This window comes from Gaetbulibacter sp. S0825 (assembly GCF_011777505.1).
GTDB lineage: Bacteria > Bacteroidota > Bacteroidia > Flavobacteriales > Flavobacteriaceae > Pontimicrobium.
Window position 1 is genome coordinate 277,597 of sequence record NZ_JAATJT010000001.1, and the last position, 22,073, is coordinate 299,669.

Genomic DNA, 22,073 nt, shown 5'->3' on the forward strand with positions numbered 1-22,073 from the left:
TCGTTTTATTTTAAAATTTTTACTTTTTAAACTTTTTGATTACTAAGGCCGTGATTTGCCTTGTTGCCTGCGTTGGCGAATTACAATCACAATTACTAAACCCAACAACATAAATATCTAAACTTGGCACATAAACGCCCATAGATTTAAAGCCAAATACACTTCCTCCATGTTCTCTCGTTGGCACACCATCAATATCTTTTAAACGCCAACCATAACCATAGGTAAATTGCTCTCCATTGTTTAATGTGTTTTTTCGAAATACTTTATCAATTGTACTCTGAGAAATTAACAGATTATTGTTAATGGCTTCTTGCCATTTTAACATATCGTCAACGGTTGACATTAAAGAACCAGAAGCATACGGAATACTTAAACTCACAAACATTTTGTTTGTAAACGCTCCTCTGTTATGATAGCCATAGGCTCTATTTTTTACAATCTCTCTATCACTCGCATAACGAGAATTGTTCATTGCAAGTTTTTCGAAGATGTTTGTTTCTATAAAATCTTCGTATGTTTCTCCAGAGACCAATTCTATTATATATCCTAATACTACATAACCAGAATTATTATACTCAAATTTTTCACCTGGCTTAAATTCTACAGGTTCATCTTTAAAAAAGTCAACTAGCTCTTTTGGTGCCATATCTTTTCTTGCAATTCTCAAAATGGATTTCATCTTAGTAAAATCCTTAATACCAGACGTATGCGTCAATAAATGATGAATAGTGATATTGTTTCCATTAAGGTAATCTGGAATAAATTTTGAAACAGCATCATTTACATTTAATTCCCCTTGTTCTTGGAGCATCATGATAGCAATAGCTGTAAATTGTTTGGTCGTAGAACCTATTTGAAAAACATTTTCTGGCATCATATCTACATCGAGTTCAATGTTAGATTTACCAAATGCTTTTCTGTATATTGACTCACCATTTTTTGCTACTAAAAACACACCTCCTGGTTCATCCTTCTTTTTGAACACAGTAGTTAAAACACTATCTATTTGAGTTTCTAAAGTTTGTGAATATGTGTATTGTAGAACCAAAATAGTACTGACAAAAAACAGGCTTCGTTTTAATAGTTTTAATTTCATTGTGTTCGTTTTTTATTGATTATGTATTAGATGTTCTTATTATTAATCCAAATTTAATTGGTCAGCTTATTAATAATCTTAAGGTATCTTAAGAAAATTTACCAATCTCGAATTATGACTAAAAGAGCTTCTTGGGGTTACACAAATTTTGCATTTTGTAGTCCCCTTTGTTTTTTAAACCCTTTAATTAGTAGCCAAACTGTAAAAGAAAACTCTCCAATTACTGATGGCATAATCACGATAACTTCAAAAACATCTTTATAATCAATATAATTTGGCATAAATAGTTTAGCCATACCATCTATAATGTAACCTATAGCTGCTAGAAGCAATAACAGACCTAGAGCTTTCGGGATATATTGTGATTTTAAGGCTAGATATCCTAAAACAATTAAATGGATACCAAAAAACAATAATCCAACAGTCCAAAGTGTGTCAAAATCTAATAATAGCTTCATTACACGATGCTGTAAGGTTACAGAATTACTTGCATTAAATGTTAGCTGATAAATATTCCATAGCTTAAATAAGGCAATACCAAAAAACAGGGCGTGCAATAACCTAAAAAATGAAGCTAAATAAGTGATGTTTTTACTTATTGATTTTGTTAAACCAAAAAGTGACCAAACCAGAAGTGCATCAAAAAACAACATCATAACAAACCCAAGTAATCCGTTTCCGAATTGTGAATGATTATTAATAAAGTTTGCAGTTGTAATTGACGGATTATTAATATCTAGGAGGCTTTCAAGCACGGCAAAATTGGCATAAAAGCCAGATATAAAAATCATTAAATAAGCTATTCCCGAAATTTTTGCAATTTCTTTCATAATTCTACATATTATATTCTATGCAAAATTATTGGCTCACAAAATAGATTTCATTGACTTTCGTTAAGAAAAGTATTTACTCTTGCTTTTTAACAAAAGCTAAACGAGTTGAATCTAACTACTAATATGTTTAACCCTCAATATGGTTCATAGTAACAAAATTCAATTCAAAACCATGTACGCTAACAAAGTGTTTTAACGAATCAAACTGAAAACAAAAACCCCACAGTTAAAGGAACTGTGGGGTAATGAATTTTATTGAACCCATATTTGTGACCTTAACAAGGTTAAGTTTTAAACAATGTCGAAATATATAATTGTATTAAAAAATAATTTTTATTTTTTAATACAATAGGACAAACCGTCCCCTTAAACATCCCCTCAAACAAAAAAGCATCCCAATCTTCTATAAAGAAAAAAGGAAAGCTTTCCATCGGTTTAACTACATAAACCACCCTATTTTACTAGGGACAACACAACTTCTTTAGTTTGCTTAAAAAAAGCCTCAACTAGGTTAAGGCTTTTAGCAATCTTGCGGTCTGGACGGGACTCGAACCCGCGACCCCCTGCGTGACAGGCAGGTATTCTAACCAACTGAACTACCAAACCGTTGCATTATTGCGGTTGCAAATATACATTGCATTTTTTATAACACAAATGTTTTTTAATAATTTTTCAATAAAATCGACCTAAACAAACTTTTGTCGTTCTAACATATAGGTAGTGAGTATTTTATTGAAACTTTCATTTATATCAGCCTCAACGTATTTTATTTGATACTGCGCACACTTTAATTGAATTGTCTCAAAATAGTTTGCAACTGCTTTTTCATAGTTCTCTTTAATGTTTTCGGCATATAAATCTATACGCTCGCCTGTTTCAACATCTACAAAGCGTTTAGGCGCATTATCAAAATCAAAATTGAATTCCTTTTCTTTATCCATCACATGAAACAAAATAACTTCATGCTTATTATACTTTAAATGTCTTAAAGCATCAAAAAGCTTCACCTCATCAATACCATCTTGAAACATATCTGTAAACAAAAAAATCAGCGAACGTCTATGAATTTTTTCGGCTATTTGATGAAGATATTCGTAAGTATTGGTGGTTTTTTGAACAGATTTTGAAACCACCATATTTGCTAACTGATCTAACAGCATTCTATGATGACGCTCACTCCCTTTTTCAGGTGAATAATAATCGTAAATATCACTATAAATACTTAGCCCAACAGCATCTCGTTGTTTTTTTAAAATGTGCATGATTGATGCGGCGGCTAATGCTGAAAAACCAATTTTGTTCAACGAATCGATTGAAAATTGCTTTAGCTCAGGATAGTGCATTGAGCTACTGTTATCGACTATAATATGACACCGTAAATTTGTTTCTTCATCATAACGTTTTGTGAAAAGCTTATCTGTTTTTGCAAATAATTTCCAATCTATATGACGTGTACTTTCACCACGATTGTATATTTTATGTTCAGCAAATTCTGCAGAAAATCCATGAAATGGACTTTTGTGCATCCCTGCAATAAAGCCTTCAACCACTTCCTTTGCTAGTAATTCAAGGTTTTTAAATCCTGATGTTTTATTTACTTCGTCTCTTAAATTCATTATTCTTTGGTGCTTTCAAAAATAGTTTGCGCTCTAAAAATTGGATCTGCTGCTTGAAACAATTTGTTTTTTAATATAGGACTAAAATCAGGGTTTTCTCTTAAAAACGTTTCAATAACTTCTTTTGCATACGCTGAATTATACCTTCCTACAGTGCTACTAAGCCATCTTTTGGGAAAAAATATATCTCCTGTTAGTTGAATTTCTTCTAACAACTCCAAACTCGTGTTTAAATGTTTTTGACCACTTGCTTGACGTAATGGATGGTGAATATTACCCAAGGCTCTTAACACCCAAGACTCTTTTGCTCTGTTATCAGCATCTTTAAACGATTCGAATAACTTATCGCGAGTTGCTTCATTATTTGATAAGGATGGCAATAAAAACTGAAACCTCTCAAGCTTATCTTGATTGGTAATTTCTGTTTCGGCAGTTTTTAAAATATTTTGTGTTTCTGGATGATTATATAACGCTAATGTTGAAGCTAAATTGGTATAATCATCTTTATTTAATTTTAAATTAGAAATGGTTTTAGTTTTATTCCAAATAGCATATAAAAAGTCTCGTCCTTTATCTGAATAAGCTATCGACCTATACAATCCAAAAAGTGTTTTTTTAATTCCTGATTCTTCAGTTCCTTCCAAACGTTGCCTTACATCAGTTTCTAATGTTTCTTGTATGCTTTCTCGTTGTGTTTGAGTTAAATATGTCCAGAATATACTTTGCAATTTTCCTGAAACCAATCGAACAAGTACTTCTTCTTGTTCTTCCAAAATAGCACGCTTAAATAGATTAAAAGCTACTATTGTAGACACATCATTATTCAATGTTTTCTCATATAAATTAATATATGAGTAACCTCTTGCAACTTCATTTTCAAGATTTAGAAAAGCATCCAGATTTTCTTGCTGAACTGGGAAAACACCATATCCAAATCCATTGAAATTATAAATAATATTAAGTGGTTTTGGCAACCCAACGGCTTCTTCAACAATAACATCTTGCTTTTGCATTCCCACGTTTATCACGTGTATAGAATCTGTATACACGAGCCCAATTTCAAATTGTTGCGGCCATATTTTGTCACTTTTATCCTCTGCTTTTTGAACTATTTTAAATTTAGAAATTGTATTATTTGAATCATAGGTTACATTATCAGTGATTATTGGTCTTCCAGATTGATTTACCCAAACATCACTCCAAGCTTTCATATCAATATCTGTTTTCTTATCAAGAATTGCTACTAATTCATTCCAATCGGCATTGCCATTGGCATACGTTTTTATATACTCTTGTATGCCTTCTTGAAAAGCTTGTTTACCCATGGTAGCTTCTAATTGGCGCATCATAATTGGTGCTTTGTTGTAAATAATGTTTCCATATAAAGAACCTGCGTTTTTCAAATTATCTAAATGTTGGCGGATAGATGTAGCACCTTTTGTACGATCTTCGGCGTAAGCACTAGAATAATGCGACAAAACAAACTGTAAGTCGTGGTTAAGCTCCGGAAAACTAGGATTGGCAATTTTATCTGCCATAAAGTTGGCAAATACTTCTTTCATCCAAACATCGTTAAACCATTTCATGGTCACTAAATCTCCAAACCACATGTGAGAAACCTCATGGGCTATCAATTTTCCTCTACCTAACTCAGAACTTTTTGTTGCTGTTTCATCTAAAAACAACGTAGATTCTCTATATTGAATAGCGCCTACATGCTCCATACCTCCATATTGAAATCCTGGAATGGTTGCAAAATCTAATTTTTGAAACGGAAATTTATAATCGGTATAATCTTCTAAAAAACGTACTGCTTCATAATGTAGTCTAAAGATTTCTGGAATGCTTGCAGTAACTTTTGTCGAATCGGTTTCTCTATATAACAGATTCATTTTAAAATCATCGATAGTTTTTTGAGTCGTCTCAAAAGCACCTGCAACAAAAGAAAATAAATAGGTGCTCATTTTATCGGTAGGGTTATATATGTGCTTTGTTTTATTTTCCTCTTCAATAGTGTCTTTTAATAATGCGCCACATAATACGTTCCACTCTTTAGGTGCTGCAATATTTAAATGGTAAACTGCTTTTAAATCTGGTTGGTCAAAACATGGAAACAATGTACTTGCTCTATCTGGCACAAGTAAAGTATATAAATATTCCTTATTTCTGTTTAGAGATAATTCGCCAGCATTAAAAGCAACTCCAATGGTGTTTTTACCTTGTTTTAAGTAAGTAGTATCAATTATTAAATGCTCATTTTCATGCTTAATATCAATATTGCTTCCATTGGCATTAACGCTTAAAAGCAAGGACTTGTCTGCGTTGAAATCTAAAATAAGTGGTTGTTGCAAGTTAAGAATATTGGCTTCTAGTTTCAATTTAGAAACTACAGGTGCATCTAACGATTCTGGAATATCAAAGGTTAAATGATACTCGATATTTGAAAGTTGTTCTGCTCTAAATTCTGCTAAATCCAACGATATACCTTTAGCTAATAAAGCAGATTCTGTAACTTTATCATTATTATTACATGCTACCAAAAAAAGGGCTAAAAGCCCTAAATATATTTGCTTCATAATACAACTATAAAAGTAAGAGGTACTAAAAATAGAAAAGGTTTGGCGCATTGCCAAACCTTTTCTATAAGCTTATTTGTTAAATTAATTTATAACAATGAGTCTATTGCTTCTGTGTAAGCATTTTTTGGAGCTACGCCTACTTGTCTTCCTACAACTTCTCCATCTTTAAATACTAAAACTGTTGGTATGTTTCTAACACCATATTTCGCTGCAAATTCTTGATTTGCATCTACATCCACTTTTCCAACAACAGCCTTGTCTGCATATTCTTCACTTATTTGGTCAATGATTGGTCCAACCATTCTACATGGTCCACACCAGGCAGCCCAAAAATCTACCATTACTGGCTTGTCGCTTTTTAAAACCGTTTCTTCAAACGTTGCATCTGTTATTTCTAATGCCATAATATTTTAATTTAATTGTGTATTACTACTAATTTATATGCAAAATTAGTCAAAAATTTTGCCAAAGCTTACAACTACACTATTTGTTTTGCTTATTTGGAAATTGATTGATGTTATAAGAGCTAATTTAATTTATAAAACACTTGCTGACTCTCTAATTCTTCAAGTAATTCTTGTGAGATTTTTACTTTTTGCTTTCTACTAGGCATTTGCAATTTTATTTGCTCTTTATTATCGTAAATCACAAAATTTAAATGATGATTACCTTCGTGCATTCTCAACAATTCTTTAATGCTTTTTATACGCTCTTCTTGAATGTCTTTAATATCGAATTGGATAGATAGTTTCTTTGCATAACTATCCATTACATCATGTAATAACTGGAAACTATTATATTGAATTCTTGGTTCTCCTTTCTTTCCTGTATCTCTATTTACCCACCCTTCTTTAATATAAGCTCTCACATACACAAAATTACTAACCATTAAAAAATGCCTGAATTTCAAATATTCTTCTCCAAAAATCCTAAACTCATAAGATTCCACGTAATCTTCGATAGTAAATAACGCCCAACCTTTTCCTTGTTTACTAACACGATGTTGTACATCTGTCACTACGCCACCAAAAGTCAACTCTCTATTTACATAATTTTCAAGGTCTTTAAATAAAGATACTTCAGCATTACAGAATGTGGTCATTTCAATTTTGAAATCGTCTAATGGATGACCAGAAATGTAAATACCAACTACTTCTTTTTCTCGCGCCAGTTTTTCCATAGTTCCCCATTCTTCACAAGGAGGCACTTCAGGTTCTGGAATTTGAACATCACTAGATTCTCCAAACAAACTTACTTGCGCTGAATTCTCATTTTCTTGATACTTATTTGCATATTTAATTGTTTTTTCTAGAAATGTTATACCATCTCCTTCATCAATAAAATATTGTGCTCGATGTGTTTCTTTAAAGCAATCAAAACCACCTGCATTAGCCAGATTTTCAAATGCTTTTTTATTGGCTGCACGCAAATCAATGCGTTTTGCTAAATCAAAAATGGATTTATATGGTCCATCTTTTTTCCGGTTTTCTACAATGGTTTTTACAGCACCATGACCAACACCTTTAATCGCTCCCATACCAAAACGAACTGCATTATCTTGGTTTACTGAGAACTTATAATAAGATTCGTTCACATCTGGACCAAGTACGTTCAATTTCATGCGCTTGCATTCTTCCATGAAAAAGGTCACTTGCTTAATATCGTTCATGTTATTTGATAACACTGCAGCCATATATTCGGCTGGATAATGTGCTTTTAAATAAGCAGTTTGATAAGCTATCCAAGCATAACATGTTGAGTGCGATTTGTTGAAGGCATAACTTGCAAAAGCTTCCCAATCTTTCCAGATTTTTTCAAGCTTCTCCTTGTCCATCCCTTTTGCAGCAGCTTGTTCAATAAACTTAGGTTTCATTTTATCAAGAACCGCTTTCTGCTTTTTCCCCATGGCTTTACGCAATACATCTGCTTCACCTTTGGTGAAATCTGCCAACTTCTGCGACAATAACATTACTTGCTCTTGATAGACTGTAATACCGTAGGTTTCCTTGAGGTATTCTTCCATTTCTGGGAGATCATATTCAATCTCTTCATCGCCGTGTTTACGTGCAATAAAACTTGGAATGTATTCCATTGGCCCTGGACGATACAAGGCGTTCATTGCAATAAGGTCATCAAAAACAGTTGGTTTTAAATCTTTCATGTGTTTTTGCATCCCTGGAGATTCGTATTGAAAAATCCCTACAGTTTCACCTCTTTGGAACAACTCATACGTCTTTTCATCATCTATTGGAAAATTGTCAGGATCTAAATCTACATTATGTTTGGCTTTTACAATTTTTACGGTATCCTTTATAAGAGTCAAGGTCTTTAAACCAAGAAAATCCATCTTCAACAATCCAGCATCTTCCACAACCGAGTTATCAAATTGTGTGACATACAAATCCGAATCTTTGGCTGTTGCCACTGGAACATAGTTTGTAATATCACTTGGTGTTATAATAACGCCGCAAGCGTGAATTCCTGTGTTTCTAACTGATCCTTCTAAAATTCTTGCAAGATTTACCGTTTCGGCCTCAAGATCCTCACCATCAGCTATATTTAATAGCTGATTAACTTTTTCTAAATCTTCAGCACGAAACATCCCTTTAAGTTTCTTTTCGTCTGCTCCAAAAATCTTTCCGAGTTTAGACATGGTAGGAATGAGTTTCGCTATTCTGTCAGCATCAAATAATGGTAAATCCAATACTCTTGCAGTATCACGAATGGAAGACTTTGCAGCCATGGTCCCATAAGTAATAATTTGCGCTACTTGATTAGCTCCATATTTATTAATTACATAGTCCATAACGCGTCCACGACCTTCATCATCAAAATCGATATCAATATCAGGCATACTTACACGATCTGGATTTAAGAAACGCTCAAAAAGTAAATCGTACTTTAAAGGATCAATATTTGTAATCCATAAACAATAAGCCACTACAGAACCAGCTGCTGAACCACGTCCTGGTCCAACAGACACATCCATATTTCTTGCTTCTCGAATAAAGTCTTCAACAATTAAGAAATATCCTGGATACCCAGTGTTTTCAATAGTTACGAGCTCAAAATCTAGTCGTTCTTCTATTTCTTTTGTGATTTCTCCGTAACGTTTTCTAGCACCCTCATAAGTAATATGCCTTAAATAAGCATTCTCTCCTCGTTTGCCTCCATCTTCTAAATCTTGCTCATCCTTGAATTCATCAGGAATACCAAATTCTGGCAGTAATACATCTCTAGCTAGTTCAAAAGCTTCCACTTTGTCCACAACTTCTTGAATATTAACAATAGCTTCAGGAATATCTTTAAACAACGCTTTCATTTCTTCAGAAGACTTAAAAAAGTATTCTTGATTTGGTAAGCCATAACGATAGCCTCGACCTCTTCCTATTGGAGTCCCTTGCTTTTCACCATCTTTTACACACAATAAAATGTCATGTGCATTGGCATCTTCTTGCTCACAATAATAATTGTTATTTGTTGCGACTAACTTGACATTATGTTTATTTGCGAACTCTTTTAATACTTGATTAACACGTCTTTCATCCTCTTGATTGTGTTGCATAATCTCAAGATAGAAATCATCTTTAAATTGGTCTTTCCACCAAACCAAGGCTTCTTCAGCTTGTTTTTCACCAACATTAAGAATCTTACTCGACACTTCTCCATAGAGATTTCCTGAGAGAACTATAATGTCATCTTTGTATTGTTCTACTATTTTTTTGTCAATTCTTGGTACATAATAAAAGCCATCTGTATAGGCAATGGATGCCATTTTTACCAAATTTTGATAACCGTTTTTATTTTTGGCTAACAACACAATTTGGTAACCATAATCTTTGTGTGACTTGTTTAAATGGTCTTCACAAACAAAAAATTCACAGCCAATAATTGGTTTAATTTCTTCACCAACTGCAGCTTCTCCTTTTTCAAGAGCTTCTTCGTTTTGCTCCTTGATAATTCTATTATGGTTTTTCACTTCTTTTACAAAATGAAATGCTCCCATCATGTTAGCATGGTCTGTTAATGCTACAGCATTCATGTTGTGTTTAGCTGTAGAAGCAACCAAATCTTTAATACTAATGGTGGACTGTAATACCGAAAACTGCGAGTGATTATGAAGATGTACAAAATTGGCATTTTCTAACTCTGAAACATCAACAGAGCTTTCAATGTTTTCAATCTCTTGTGTCTCCTGTAATTGCTCATGAATTTTGGCAGATGCTTTCTGGAGATTGATGTGCTTTAATCCAATAAGTTGAATTTCCTTAGGATTAGCTTCAGTAAACTTTTCAAAATAATCTGGCTGCACATCCAGTTGCTCTTTGGTGTACTGTTTTCTTCTAATTAATTCCAAAAAACAACGTGTAGTTGCCTCTACATCTGCTGTGGCATTATGAGCTTCGTTAAAAGCTTCTCCAAATAAATATTCGTGTAACTCTGTAAGTGTTGGTAATTTAAATTTACCTCCACGACCTCCTGGGAGTTTACATAATTCGGCAGTATGTTCCGTACACGTATCTAAAACAGAAAGTTCCAACAATTTAGTTGCAGTATCTTCTCGAAAAAACTCACAACCCATGATATTTAAATCAAAACCAACATTTTGTCCGACAACAAATTTCGATTTATTAAGTGCTTCGTTGAATTTTTCTAAAACCTCAGTTAATGGTAAACCTTGCTCCTGTGCCAATTCGGTAGAAATACCATGAATTTTTTCGGCATCATACGGAATATTAAATCCGTTAGGTTGTATTAAATAATCTTGATGCTCGATACAATTTCCCATAACATCATGCAGTTGCCATGCTATTTGAACAGCTCTTGGCCAATTATTAGTATCAGTAATTGGTGCATTCCAACGCTTTGGCAAACCTGTTGTTTCTGTATCGAATATTAAGTACATAAAAGCCTTTTTTAATTTACGTTTAGCAAAAAAAGTAAGACGATAAAATTACGTAGAAATAATCCTTTTTTAAAGTGAAGTTATGAACAGTTTTAAACAACAAAAGCAATCATAGATTATTGCCCTTTGCTAATGGGTTTATAAATTTTTAAATTCTATTCAATTTGCTGTAATCCACCAAGCAAAGGTACTTTGTAGAACACACCTTTATTAAAATTAATTACTTTTAAACCATCCGCAGTGTATGCATAAAACCAAAACGTCCCATAGAGATTTTTTGGGTCCTCATTATCTATGTCTTCAACAATAATTTCACCACTTGTTGGGTAAGTCCCCAAACTTGGGTCTGGGGCATTCTTGGTAGAATACCTAGTTCCGTCAGCAGCAACAAAAACGGCAACATTATCACTATTTAAATCAAGATTAAATATCTCTCTGGAGTCTGTTGTAGTGATTAACTGAATTATTTCACCAGAGTTTCTCCCCTCAATAACAAAACCTCCGTTATCAATATCTGCTGCAAAAAAATCTGAACGCCACAACTCATTATTCTTATTTGCTTGCATAGCGGGTGAATTAAATCTAATTTCATCACTACAACTTAACATTGTGAGAATAACGATAAGGACTACATTTAACTTTTTCATAACTAAGTAACGATTATAAGCCATCAAAAGTATAATAAAAAAGTAAACTAAATAATTGTGAATTAGAAAAATATAGTATCTTTGCGCACTCATTAATAATCGAGGTCGTGAACCTCACTAATTAATTTTTATGGCAGTTAAATTAAGACTACAAAGACACGGTAAAAAAGGAAAACCTTTTTACTGGATTGTTGCAGCAGATGCAAGATCAAAAAGAGATGGTAAATTTTTAGAGAAATTAGGAATTTATAATCCAAACGTAAACCCAGCACATATAGAATTAGATGTTGACGGTGCTGTACAATGGCTTCAAAATGGAGCGCAACCTACTGATACAGCTAGAGCAATTCTATCTTATAAAGGTGCTATGTTAAAAAATCATTTAGCAGGAGGAGTACGTAAAGGCGCTTTAACAGAAGAAGAAGCTGAGAAGAAATTCCAAGCTTGGTTAGACGAAAAAGCAGCTAAAGTTGACGCTAAAAAAGATGGTTTAGCTAAAGTAGATGCTGAAGCTAAGGCTAAAGCTTTTGAAGCTGAAAAAGCAGCAAACGAAGCTCGTATAGCAGCAGCAGCTCCAGTTGTAGAAGAAACAACAGAAGAGGCTCCAGCTGAAGAAGCACAAGCTACAAACGAAGAAGAATAAAAAATTATTTTTTATACTTTTAAACCCAGACCTTTGTGTCTGGGTTTTTTATTTAATAATATGAAGAAAGAAGATTGTTTTTATTTAGGTAAGATTGTTAAAAAGTACAGCTTTAAAGGAGAACTTTTAGCTAAACTAGATACAGACCAACCTGAACTATATGAGCATTTGGATGCTATGTTTGTTCAAGTAAGAAATAACTTAATTCCTTTTTTTATTGAAAGTTCGCAACTTCATAAATCTGAATTATTACGCATTAAATTTGAAGAAGTCGATACTGAAGCGGATGCTGATGCCTTACTAAAAAGCGAATTGTATTTACCATTAGAATTCTTACCAAAATTAGAAGGCAATAAATTTTACTTTCATGAAGTGATTGGATTTAAAATTACTGATAAAAACTTTGGAGAAGTTGGAACTGTTAAAGCTATAAATGATTCCACAGCACAAGCACTTTTTGAAGTAGATCGCGATGGTATTGAGATTTTAATTCCAATGAATGACGAGTTTATCGTAGAAGTAAATAGAGAAACAAAAACTATTTTAGTTGAAACTCCAGAGGGATTAATAGATTTATACTTCTAAGGTTTCCCTTACCTTTAGGCTATTCATTTTATAATGAAGTAAATCTCGCTGCTCTACCAACAGTTTACATAAAGATAAAGACAAATTAAACTCCTGTAGTAAGTCATTGTAATTATCAATACCCCATTCTTTCATACTGCATATTTGGCCAATCAATTCTGAAGTATTATTTTCCTTAAGCAAAGGCCTTAAATTTTTCCAAAAAATATAATAAGCTCTACTTAATTTGTTTAACCCTTCAAAACTTTTGGGCTTCTCTCCTAGGTTAATAGTTTCTCTTCGTAATGCTCTAACAAATTCATTTCTTTCGAAAGCGAGCTCCCTAAAAAAAGATTTTAAATTATCATCATCAACAATATCATGGGCGTCTAAATAAATTTTTTCAGCCTCATAGTTCATCATTAATAAATTATTTGCCTTAGTTATAACTTTTTCTGAATGCTTTATTTTCATATTCCTGCTTCTAAACATTTATATAAATATAACTCAAAAAGAAGGCTTAAATTATAAACTTTCACATGATTTAATAATAAGTTTTCAACATTTAAATAATTGTCCTTTCAATAAAATTGAAGTCGAAATTATTAATACATTTAACCTCAAAAACTTAACATGTCTTTTAAGCCTTTTCTTTTTAAAAAATTTAGTGTTAATCAAGATAAATGCGCCATGAAAATAGGCACTGATGGTCCATTACTTGGGGCTTGGGCATCCATAAGTCAAGATCCCTTTTCTGCTTTAGATATTGGCTCTGGAACAGGTGTTGTAGCACTAATGTTAGCTCAAAGATGTCACGCAGAACTTATTGATGCTATTGAAATTGATGCTGATGCTTATGAACAGTGTACAGAGAATTTTGAAAATTCACCATGGAACGACAGATTGTTTTGTTATCATGCCTCATTAGAAGAATTCGTTGAAGAAATCGATGATAAGTATGATTTAATTGTATCCAACCCTCCCTTTTATTCGGATGATTACAAAAGTGAAAACAATCAACGCAATATAGCTCGCTTTCAAGATGCATTACCTTTTAAACATCTTTTAGAAAGTGTCTCTACATTGCTATCTGAAACAGGAATATTTTCTGTTATTATTCCATATAATGAAGAAACAACTTTTATTAGCTTAGCAACGAATTTCAATCTATTTCCAAAAAAGATTTTAAGAGTTAAAGGCAATCCAACTTCAGAAATAAAAAGATGTCTTATAGAATTTTCGTTTACTAAAGGTCGTATTGAAACAAATGAACTTATTATAGAGACCGAACGGCATCAATACACACAAGAGTATATAAATCTTACTAAAGATTTCTATTTAAAAATGTGACTGTAATCCATTCAACAGAAAAAGTTTTATGTTTTTTTATTAACTTACAAATAGAATTTATGGCTATTATATATTTACTGCAACCAACACAAAAAAACATGAAAACTCTAAAAACAGTATTGATTCTATTTACCTTAATATTTGTATCGTGCAAAAAAAATAATGAGAATACCTCTTTATTAGTTGACGATGGAAATCCACAATTTGCAACTTCGGTTAACGGAATGGTCGCTGCTGCACAACCATTGGCTACGCAAGCAGGTTTAGAAATATTAGAAGCTGGTGGAAATGCTGCTGATGCAGCTTTAGCGACAGCATTTGTTTTATCGGTTGTTGAGCCAACTATGAATGGTATCGGAGGAAGAAATTTAATTTTAGTGAGAAAATTAGATGGGACTTTCCAAGGTTATAATGGAATGACTGAGGTACCAATCAATTATACACCTCCAGAAGTTGCAGTTAACTCAGGTCATGAAACGGTTGCTACTCCAGGTGTGGTCGCTTCATTAATGAGGCTATATAAAGAGCATGGTTCTTTACCTTTGCCTCAAATCATGGCAGCTTCAATTAAACATGCCTCAAACGGATTTGAAGTGCTTCCAGGTGAAGCCACAAGACATAAAATTGCTCACAAAAGCATGTTAGAGAATCTAGGGTTTCGTATGCATATGCTTAAAAATGATTCAATTTCATACAAATCTGGAGAGCTACTAAAACAGCCTACTCTAGCTAAAACATTACAACTAATTGCAGATACTGAAGGTGAAGATTTTTATAAAGGTGAAATTGCTAAAAAAATTGCTTCGGATATGGAAGCAAATGGAGGTTATGTAACATTAGAGGATTTAAAGAATTACCAAGCAACAGATATGAGATATGTTACGACAAACTATCGAGGTTATCAAATTCATACAATGCCAGCTCCTTCAGGAGGAGGACTTTTAGTTAAAACTTTAAACATCCTTGAAAATTTTGACTTAAGTAATATCAATGATATGCAATGGGCTGCCATAATGAATCAAGCTCTTGCTTTATCTATTAACACCATGGAAACTGATTATAAAGAAGAAAACTTAAATTTGGTTCAAAGTAAAGATTGGGCTAAAAAACAAGCTACTTCAATAGTAATTCCTAACCCAAAAACTACTAGTAATAATTTTACAAAAACTACTATATCAGAATTACTAGCCAACAATACTGACTGGAGCGGAAATTCTTGGGGAAAAGACAGTCACCATACAACACACTTTGTAACGGCAGATTGTAAAGGAATGGTAGTATCAATTACCCAAACCGTAGGCCCTTTATTTGGTTCAAAAGTTATTACCCCAGATTTAGGTTTTGTATATGCCTCAACAATGGGAACTTATTTATCAAACTCAGATCAAGCTCCAGGTTCAAGACCAAGAACAACAATAGCTCCAACAATAGTTACTAAAGACGGAAAAACTGTTATGGTTTTAGGTGCTGCTGGAGGTTTGAGGATACTTTCAGGGATTGCTCAAACTATTTCAAGGTATATAGATAGAGGTTTAGAATTAAAAGAAGCTGTGGCTGCTCCACGTATCCATCCCGAAATGGTAGTCAATAAAGAGACAGGGAAACGGAAATTTGATGGCATGCAATTTAGTGCAGAATTTACGCCAAGTAATGGGTGGACAGCAAAAGATTCAATAGCATGGAAGCATGCAGGTTTTGATATAAAAAGCATTGAGCGTTATGGAGCTTTTGCAAGAGTCCATGCTGTTACTTTTAACCCTGAAACAAATGAGTGGACAGGTATTGCTGATCCTGATTGGGAAGGCACTGCTGAAGGGCCTAAAAAATCAGATTGTGAATATTAATTACCTCTTAGCATTGGTCTTGTTAAGCAAGTTGGTCCACCACCACCCTTGACGCTAATATCCTCGCCTTTATAAGTCGTCACATTACATCCAGCTTGCTCTAATAATAGTTTAGTTTTTGGATTTCCAGCAACCATTAAACATTGTCTTGGTGCAGTTGCTAGCACATTACAACCCATAGATTCGAATTCAGCATCTGGAACTTCAATTAATTGAAAACCTCTATTTAATAATTCATTTCTAAATTTAATTGGCATTAATGGTGAATATACCACTGCCAAATCTTTATCAACAGGGCTCAAAATACTCATTAAATGAAACACGTCGCTTTTCCCTTTATAATGAGGTAATTCAGCAACAACAACATCAATGCCTTTAGGCTCTAATAAATCTTTAAGCTGCTCGATACCTTCAAGATTGGTTCGGTAAGTATGGCCAACAGCCAAGGTTGTTGAATCTAACCAAGCCACATCACCTCCTTCTAAAGTTCCAGGCGCTTCAATAGTTCCTAATATTGGAATATTATTGGCTTTATAAATCTCTAAATGTGATTGAGGCTCATTAATACGGCCTCCTTTTCCCATATTACAAATTATCATTCCAAAATCTGTAGCAATTGAGGCGTCTCTACAATACATAGAATCAATTTGTACTTTTTCATCATAAGGGAAAGTATGTGTTTTAATATTTCTATCTAAAAAATAATTCTGAAACACTTTATATTCATCCAAAGCGTTGTCAAAATTTGGACGAGATAAATAATTAAGCGCTTTCCATTGTTCACTTATATTAATATCAGAAACAAATGCATCTTTTACTGGTTTTATATAAACCTCTTGCAGTTTTAAATATTCAGAATGATAAGTTGTTTTCATTTATTCATTTCTTCGGTTCCATTTCATAATAACATACATTGGGACTCCGCACAATAATAATAAAAATCCATAAAAAACAGTATCATTACCAGAACCATAAATTGCCCATAGTGAATAAGCAATTCCAAGCATTCCAAGTGCTATTGTTTTAACCCAACTTTTTATATGAATTTTTCTTTCAATAAGAACTAATATATATGCTGCAGCCACAAATAAATAAGGTATTAAATTAGAAAACACCACAATACCAGCAATAAACTCAAATTGCTTTACAAGGCCATCCGATAAATTCATTAACATTATGAAAGAGGTTAATAACCCTCCTATAATCAACCCTTTTGCTGGCGCTCCATTTTTATTTTCCTTTCCAAATATTTTTGGAAACAGCTTATCCTGTGAGGCTGCCATCGGTATTTGGCCTGAAAATAAAATCCATCCATTTAGACAACCTATTGCAGATATTGCTATTCCACCTGCAACAAAGTATCCTCCAAAGTCACCTCCAATTAATATTGCTGCATCGGCAAAAGGTGATGGAGAAGCAGCCAATACATCCATGGGTAAAATTCCAAAGAGTACAAATGTGCCCAAAATATAAACCAAAGCAACAATTATTGTCCCTAACAATGTGGCTTTAGGAATTGTTTTTTCTGGGTTTTCAATATTAGCTGCAGGTATAGAAGCTGATTCAAGTCCTAAAAAGGCATATAATGTAGCAGCCGCAACTACTGGGAATATCGCAAAATTACTTTCAGTCGTTAAATTAAAGGCAGGGAAATTATTAATATCAAATAAAAATAATCCTGCTATAATCACAAATGCTAATGGCAGCAATTTTAAAAAAGTGGTTATAACCTGTATTTTACCGGACTCTTTAATTCCTCTAGTATTAATCCATATAAACAGCCAAATAAAGGATAGCCCTGTCAACACCCTAATTATTGGGTCATTATCAAGAATAGGGAAAAAGAAACTCAATGCACCTACTATGGTTATTGCCAATGCTGCATTGCTCACCCAAATTGAAATCCAATACCCCCAAGCTACTAAAAACCCAATAAAATCTCCAAAACCAGCCCTAGAGTAGGCATAAGGACCTCCACTTTTATTGACAATTATTTTGCTAAAATTACCAAATATTTTTGCTAAAATTAATGCTCCTATAGCCGTAAAAATCCAACCTAAAAAGCTTATACTACCGTATGATGCAAGGGTGGCAGGCAATAAAAAAATCCCTGCTCCAATCATACCACCTACAACATATGAAGTAGATGTAATTAATCCAATTTTTTGTGGTTTAGATGCCATTTATTGAGTTTAAAAAAGAGGTAACGTTTAATTGCGTAAATTAGGAGCAACCTTACGAATGTACAACTATATTATTTATGATGAAGACATATCATATCCATCCAGATATTAAAAAAGCTGAAACACTTCCTGCTAAATTTTATAAAGATGCTGAAACTTTTGAAGCTTTAAAAGAAGATGTGTTTCTAAAGTCATGGCAATTCATCGGTGATGAAAACTTGGTAAGACTTCCACAATCAGTTTATCCATTTGTACTACTGGACTCTTTTTTAACCGAACCAATGTTGTTGACTCGTGATAAAGATGAAGAGATTAGTTGCTTAACAAATGTGTGTACGCACCGTGGTAATGTTGTGGCTTTACATTCAGGGAAATCAAAAAAATTGACATGTATGTATCACGGTAGACGCTTTAATTTAAAAGGCGAATTTGAGCATATGCCAGAGTTTAATGATGCTGAAGATTTCCCCAGACCATGTGATAATTTACATACGTTTCCATTACGTAAATTTGGACCATTGTTGTTTGCTGGATTGAATCCTTCGTTCGATTTTCAACAAGTGATAGACAAAATGAACGAACGTGTTGGTTTTTTGCCTTTGGATGAATTTAGCTTAGACAATTCTCTTTCTAAAGATTTTTTAGTCCATGCTCATTGGGCTTTGTATTGCGATAATTATCTTGAAGGATTTCATGTGCCTTTTGTTCATGAAGATTTGAATGCAGTACTAGATTATGGAAGCTACAAAACCGAAGTTTACGACTATTGTAATCTTCAAATTGGTTATACAGATGAAGCTACTGAAGTTTTTGACTTACCTAAAGACCATATTGATTATGGTAAAAATGTAGCGGCATACTATTATTGGGTGTTCCCGAATATGATGTTCAATTTTTACCCTTGGGGACTCTCGATAAACGTTGTTAAACCCCTGGACATGAATCGTACCAAAGTTTCATTTATCTCTTATGTGTATGACCCTTCAAAACTTGATAAGGGTGCAGGAAGTGGTCTTGAGAAAGTAGAACGTGAAGACGAGTTTGTAGTCGAACATGTTCAAAAAGGTGTACGCTCTTCTTTTTACAAAGCTGGACGATTTTCTCCAACTCGTGAGCAAGGTGTTCATCATTTTCATACTTTAATTAGTAAGTTTATGAACGCATAAATTTCTTCTTAAAATCCTTAATGATTTGTTTTGCTTTAGTTAAATTTGGCATATTATTATGCCTAATAAAAATAAAGGTTAATTATAAATGAAATGAGGGACTAATGAAATGAGCATTTATGCGAATTACATCTGACCTCTAAAACAATATTATCTATCAGATGAAACCAGATTTATTTGAAGCTCCAGATTACTATAATATCGATGAGCTTTTATCAGAAGAACATAAATTAGTACGTGATGCAGCAAGAGAATGGGTAAAACGTGATGTGTCACCAATTATAGAAGAGTATGCTCAAAAAGCAGAGTTCCCTAATCAAATTATAAATGGATTAGCTGAAATTGGTGCTTTTGGACCATACATTCCTATGGAATATGGTGGTGCTGGTTTAGACCAAATTTCTTATGGCTTAATCATGCAAGAAATTGAACGTGGTGATTCTGGAGTTAGAAGTACAGCTTCAGTACAATCATCATTAGTGATGTATCCAATATGGAAATATGGAACCGAAGAACAACGCCAAAAATACTTGCCAAAATTAGCCTCAGGTGAATGGATGGGTTGTTTCGGATTAACAGAGCCTGATCATGGCAGTAATCCTGCTGGAATGACTACTAATTTTAAAGATAAAGGCGATCATTATTTATTAAATGGTGCAAAAATGTGGATTTCAAATGCACCTTTTGCACAAGTTGCTGTAGTTTGGGCTAAAGATGAAAGTGGACGTATTCATGGTTTAGTTGTAGAACGTGGAATGGAAGGTTTTTCAACGCCAGAAACCCATAACAAATGGTCACTTAGAGCTTCAGCTACTGGAGAACTTATTTTTGACAATGTAAAAGTTCCAAAGGAAAACTTATTACCAAATAAATCAGGATTGGGAGCACCACTAGGATGTTTAGATTCTGCACGTTATGGTATTGCTTGGGGAGCTATAGGTGCAGCCATGGATTGCTATGATACTGCTCTTAGATATAGTAAAGAGCGTATACAATTCGGTAAGCCAATTGGTCAATTTCAATTACAACAAAAGAAATTAGCCGAAATGATTACTGAAATCACTAAAGCACAATTATTAACTTGGCGATTAGGTGTTTTACGTAATGAAGATAAAGCAACCTCTGCGCAAATTTCTATGGCAAAACGTAATAATGTAGATATGGCCATTAATATTGCTCGTGAAGCGAGACAAATGTTAGGAGGCATGGGGATTACTGGTGAGTATAGTATCATGCGTCACTCTATGAACTTAGAAAGTGTTATTACTTATGAAGGTACTCACGATATTCACTTACTCATCACTGGTTTAGACATTACAGGTTTAAATGCATTTAAGTAGAAACCAAAACATATATATTCTAAAAGCGAGTTTTAAAACTCGCTTTTTTTATTGATATTTACATCATGTCTTCCAAAAAACGATTAGATAGAGCTTATAAAAATGCTAAAGTTGTCAACTTTGACGACTCTAGTAAGTTCATTCTATTTAGCGATTGTCACAGAGGTGATAACAGTTTTGCTGATGACTTTGCTAATAACCGTAACATCTACTTTCATGCGTTAAAACATTACTACACTGAAGGGTTTCAATATTGTGAACTTGGTGATGGTGACGAGCTATGGGAAAATATCTCTTTCCAACCTATTCTAGAAGCACATAAAAATGTGTATATGCTTATGAAACAATTTCATGAGCAAGAACGTTTACACATGATTTGGGGAAATCATGATATGGTATATAGAAATCCTAATTATGTAGAAAAGCACTTATCTACTTACTTTGATCCTAAAATTGGTGAAGCTGTCGAGTTGTTTTGCAACTTGCAATATCATGAAGGCATTGTTTTAAAACATTCAGAAACTAGTCAAGAATTATTTTTAACTCATGGCCATCAAGCAGATTGGTGGAATTACACCTTCTGGAGATGGAGTCGTTTTTTGGTTCGTGTACTTTGGAAACCATTGAATGTCATGGGAATTGCAGACCCAACAAGTCCAGCAAAAAACTACAAAGAGCTTATAAAAGTAGAGCGCAGAACTAAAAGATGGATTATTGAAAATAAAAATCTTTTAACTATTGTTGGCCATACACACAGACCTCGATTTCCTGAACCTGGTGATATTGCTTATTTCAATGATGGCAGTTGTGTGCATCCACGAAGCATTACAGGAATTGAAATTGAAAACGGTGCTATTTCATTAATTAAATGGCAAATTGCCACAACGGATAGTGGTACACTAAAAATTGTAAAGGTGTTGTTGGAAGGTCCTCAAAAATTGATTGATTATAAAACTGATTAACTCTCAGGAGCCAACTCTACTTCTAAACCATCCATTTCTGGTGTCATTTGAATTTGGCAACCTAAACGTGAATTATCTTTTACATAAAAAGCTTCATATAGCATAGCTTCTTCATCATCTTGCATTTCAGGAAGTTTATGATTAGAGTTTACGTAACACTGACATGAAGCACACATTGCCATACCTCCACAAATACCAATAGTTCCTTCTGGTGCAAGCTCGTAGGCACGAACTACTTCCATGAGGTTCATTGCCATATCTGTTGGCGCATCTATTGTATGAGACACTCCATCTCGGTCAATTATTGTTACTTTTATATCTTCTTGCATCAAAAAACCTTT

18 protein-coding genes and 1 tRNA gene are annotated in these 22,073 nt (G+C 33.6%); 7 read left to right on the plus strand and 12 right to left on the minus strand.

The window, feature by feature from the left end; genetic code table 11:
* Positions 1 to 19: 19 nt before the first annotated feature.
* From HB672_RS01290 to HB672_RS01325, 8 genes are all read right to left on the minus strand, one after another.
* Positions 20 to 1,099, minus strand: a complete 1,080-nt coding sequence (locus tag HB672_RS01290) for a serine hydrolase domain-containing protein (RefSeq protein ID WP_167606479.1) — start codon at positions 1,097 to 1,099, stop codon at positions 20 to 22.
* 137 nt (positions 1,100 to 1,236) lie between these two features.
* Positions 1,237 to 1,929, minus strand: a complete 693-nt coding sequence (locus HB672_RS01295; protein ID WP_167606482.1) for a DUF4386 domain-containing protein — start codon at positions 1,927 to 1,929, stop codon at positions 1,237 to 1,239.
* A gap of 535 nt (positions 1,930 to 2,464) precedes the next feature.
* Positions 2,465 to 2,538 (minus strand) — tRNA-Asp (locus HB672_RS01300).
* Positions 2,539 to 2,618: 80 nt separating this feature from the next.
* A complete protein-coding gene (locus tag HB672_RS01305) occupies positions 2,619 to 3,548 on the minus strand; it encodes a DUF58 domain-containing protein (protein WP_167606485.1) in 930 nt (309 codons plus the stop codon).
* On the minus strand, positions 3,548 to 6,124 hold the full coding sequence (locus HB672_RS01310; protein ID WP_167606488.1) for a M1 family aminopeptidase: 2,577 nt from the start codon (positions 6,122 to 6,124) through the stop codon (positions 3,548 to 3,550). Before HB672_RS01310 ends, HB672_RS01305 begins: the two co-directional genes overlap by 1 nt.
* An 89-nt stretch (positions 6,125 to 6,213) precedes the next feature.
* Complete coding sequence (gene trxA / locus HB672_RS01315) at positions 6,214 to 6,531, minus strand: thioredoxin (protein WP_167606491.1); 318 nt, start codon at positions 6,529 to 6,531, stop codon at positions 6,214 to 6,216.
* 122 nt (positions 6,532 to 6,653) lie between these two features.
* A complete protein-coding gene (gene dnaE, locus HB672_RS01320; RefSeq protein ID WP_167606494.1) occupies positions 6,654 to 11,033 on the minus strand; it encodes a DNA polymerase III subunit alpha in 4,380 nt (1,459 codons plus the stop codon).
* A gap of 155 nt (positions 11,034 to 11,188) precedes the next feature.
* On the minus strand, positions 11,189 to 11,680 hold the full coding sequence (locus HB672_RS01325) for a DUF6252 family protein (protein WP_167606497.1): 492 nt from the start codon (positions 11,678 to 11,680) through the stop codon (positions 11,189 to 11,191).
* A gap of 130 nt (positions 11,681 to 11,810) precedes the next feature.
* On the opposite strand from HB672_RS01325, the gene HB672_RS01330 reads away from it, so the two are divergent.
* Together HB672_RS01330 and rimM are read left to right on the plus strand one after the other, a co-directional pair.
* Positions 11,811 to 12,323 (plus strand): 30S ribosomal protein S16, encoded by a 513-nt coding sequence (locus HB672_RS01330; RefSeq protein ID WP_167606501.1) that lies wholly within the window; start codon positions 11,811 to 11,813, stop codon positions 12,321 to 12,323.
* Positions 12,324 to 12,383: 60 nt separating this feature from the next.
* Positions 12,384 to 12,908, plus strand: coding sequence for a ribosome maturation factor RimM (rimM, locus tag HB672_RS01335; RefSeq protein ID WP_167606504.1), 525 nt, complete (start codon positions 12,384 to 12,386; stop codon positions 12,906 to 12,908).
* Here the strand turns inward: rimM and HB672_RS01340 are convergent.
* Entirely contained in the window at positions 12,897 to 13,361 is a 465-nt protein-coding gene (locus HB672_RS01340) for a DUF2383 domain-containing protein (RefSeq protein ID WP_167606507.1), read from the minus strand. The genes rimM and HB672_RS01340 overlap by 12 nt on opposite strands.
* Before the next feature lie 159 nt (positions 13,362 to 13,520).
* On the opposite strand from HB672_RS01340, the gene HB672_RS01345 reads away from it, so the two are divergent.
* Both HB672_RS01345 and HB672_RS01350 read left to right on the plus strand, forming a co-directional pair.
* On the plus strand, positions 13,521 to 14,237 hold the full coding sequence (locus tag HB672_RS01345; protein ID WP_167606509.1) for a methyltransferase: 717 nt from the start codon (positions 13,521 to 13,523) through the stop codon (positions 14,235 to 14,237).
* Between the two features lie 98 nt (positions 14,238 to 14,335).
* Complete coding sequence (locus HB672_RS01350) at positions 14,336 to 16,081, plus strand: gamma-glutamyltransferase (RefSeq protein ID WP_167606512.1); 1,746 nt, start codon at positions 14,336 to 14,338, stop codon at positions 16,079 to 16,081.
* Here HB672_RS01350 and HB672_RS01355 read toward each other — a convergent pair.
* Both HB672_RS01355 and HB672_RS01360 read right to left on the minus strand, forming a co-directional pair.
* Positions 16,078 to 16,956, minus strand: a complete 879-nt coding sequence (locus tag HB672_RS01355) for an arginine deiminase family protein (protein ID WP_167606515.1) — start codon at positions 16,954 to 16,956, stop codon at positions 16,078 to 16,080. The genes HB672_RS01350 and HB672_RS01355 overlap by 4 nt on opposite strands.
* On the minus strand, positions 16,957 to 18,264 hold the full coding sequence (locus HB672_RS01360; RefSeq protein WP_167606518.1) for an amino acid permease: 1,308 nt from the start codon (positions 18,262 to 18,264) through the stop codon (positions 16,957 to 16,959).
* Positions 18,265 to 18,341: 77 nt separating this feature from the next.
* Between HB672_RS01360 and HB672_RS01365 the strand changes: the two genes are divergently transcribed.
* The 3 genes from HB672_RS01365 (at position 18,342) to HB672_RS01375 (ending at position 21,732) form a co-directional block, all read left to right on the plus strand.
* On the plus strand, positions 18,342 to 19,430 hold the full coding sequence (locus HB672_RS01365; protein WP_208864165.1) for an aromatic ring-hydroxylating dioxygenase subunit alpha: 1,089 nt from the start codon (positions 18,342 to 18,344) through the stop codon (positions 19,428 to 19,430).
* A 161-nt stretch (positions 19,431 to 19,591) separates the two neighbouring features.
* A complete protein-coding gene (locus HB672_RS01370; protein ID WP_167606521.1) occupies positions 19,592 to 20,770 on the plus strand; it encodes an acyl-CoA dehydrogenase family protein in 1,179 nt (392 codons plus the stop codon).
* Positions 20,771 to 20,835: 65 nt separating this feature from the next.
* Positions 20,836 to 21,732, plus strand: coding sequence for a metallophosphoesterase family protein (locus HB672_RS01375; RefSeq protein ID WP_167606524.1), 897 nt, complete (start codon positions 20,836 to 20,838; stop codon positions 21,730 to 21,732).
* On the opposite strand, the gene HB672_RS01380 is transcribed toward HB672_RS01375, so the two are convergent.
* Entirely contained in the window at positions 21,729 to 22,061 is a 333-nt protein-coding gene (locus tag HB672_RS01380; protein ID WP_167606527.1) for a 2Fe-2S iron-sulfur cluster-binding protein, read from the minus strand. The genes HB672_RS01375 and HB672_RS01380 overlap by 4 nt on opposite strands.
* Positions 22,062 to 22,073: the final 12 nt, after the last annotated feature.

Excerpts from the sequence above, each read along its gene's own strand:
- HB672_RS01290 (WP_167606479.1), bottom strand. The coding sequence starts at position 1,099 with ATGAAATTAAAACTATTAAAACGAAGCCTGTTTTTTGTCAGTACTATT.
- HB672_RS01295 (WP_167606482.1), bottom strand. The coding sequence starts at position 1,929 with ATGAAAGAAATTGCAAAAATTTCGGGAATAGCTTATTTAATGATTTTT.
- HB672_RS01305 (WP_167606485.1), bottom strand. The coding sequence starts at position 3,548 with ATGAATTTAAGAGACGAAGTAAATAAAACATCAGGATTTAAAAACCTT.
- HB672_RS01310 (WP_167606488.1), bottom strand. The coding sequence starts at position 6,124 with ATGAAGCAAATATATTTAGGGCTTTTAGCCCTTTTTTTGGTAGCATGT.
- trxA (WP_167606491.1), bottom strand. The coding sequence starts at position 6,531 with ATGGCATTAGAAATAACAGATGCAACGTTTGAAGAAACGGTTTTAAAA.
- dnaE (WP_167606494.1), bottom strand. The coding sequence starts at position 11,033 with ATGTACTTAATATTCGATACAGAAACAACAGGTTTGCCAAAGCGTTGG.
- HB672_RS01325 (WP_167606497.1), bottom strand. The coding sequence starts at position 11,680 with ATGAAAAAGTTAAATGTAGTCCTTATCGTTATTCTCACAATGTTAAGT.
- HB672_RS01330 (WP_167606501.1), top strand. The coding sequence starts at position 11,811 with ATGGCAGTTAAATTAAGACTACAAAGACACGGTAAAAAAGGAAAACCT.
- rimM (WP_167606504.1), top strand. The coding sequence starts at position 12,384 with ATGAAGAAAGAAGATTGTTTTTATTTAGGTAAGATTGTTAAAAAGTAC.
- HB672_RS01340 (WP_167606507.1), bottom strand. The coding sequence starts at position 13,361 with ATGAAAATAAAGCATTCAGAAAAAGTTATAACTAAGGCAAATAATTTA.
- HB672_RS01345 (WP_167606509.1), top strand. The coding sequence starts at position 13,521 with ATGTCTTTTAAGCCTTTTCTTTTTAAAAAATTTAGTGTTAATCAAGAT.
- HB672_RS01350 (WP_167606512.1), top strand. The coding sequence starts at position 14,336 with ATGAAAACTCTAAAAACAGTATTGATTCTATTTACCTTAATATTTGTA.
- HB672_RS01355 (WP_167606515.1), bottom strand. The coding sequence starts at position 16,956 with ATGAAAACAACTTATCATTCTGAATATTTAAAACTGCAAGAGGTTTAT.
- HB672_RS01360 (WP_167606518.1), bottom strand. The coding sequence starts at position 18,264 with ATGGCATCTAAACCACAAAAAATTGGATTAATTACATCTACTTCATAT.
- HB672_RS01365 (WP_208864165.1), top strand. The coding sequence starts at position 18,342 with ATGATGAAGACATATCATATCCATCCAGATATTAAAAAAGCTGAAACA.
- HB672_RS01370 (WP_167606521.1), top strand. The coding sequence starts at position 19,592 with ATGAAACCAGATTTATTTGAAGCTCCAGATTACTATAATATCGATGAG.
- HB672_RS01375 (WP_167606524.1), top strand. The coding sequence starts at position 20,836 with ATGTCTTCCAAAAAACGATTAGATAGAGCTTATAAAAATGCTAAAGTT.
- HB672_RS01380 (WP_167606527.1), bottom strand. The coding sequence starts at position 22,061 with ATGCAAGAAGATATAAAAGTAACAATAATTGACCGAGATGGAGTGTCT.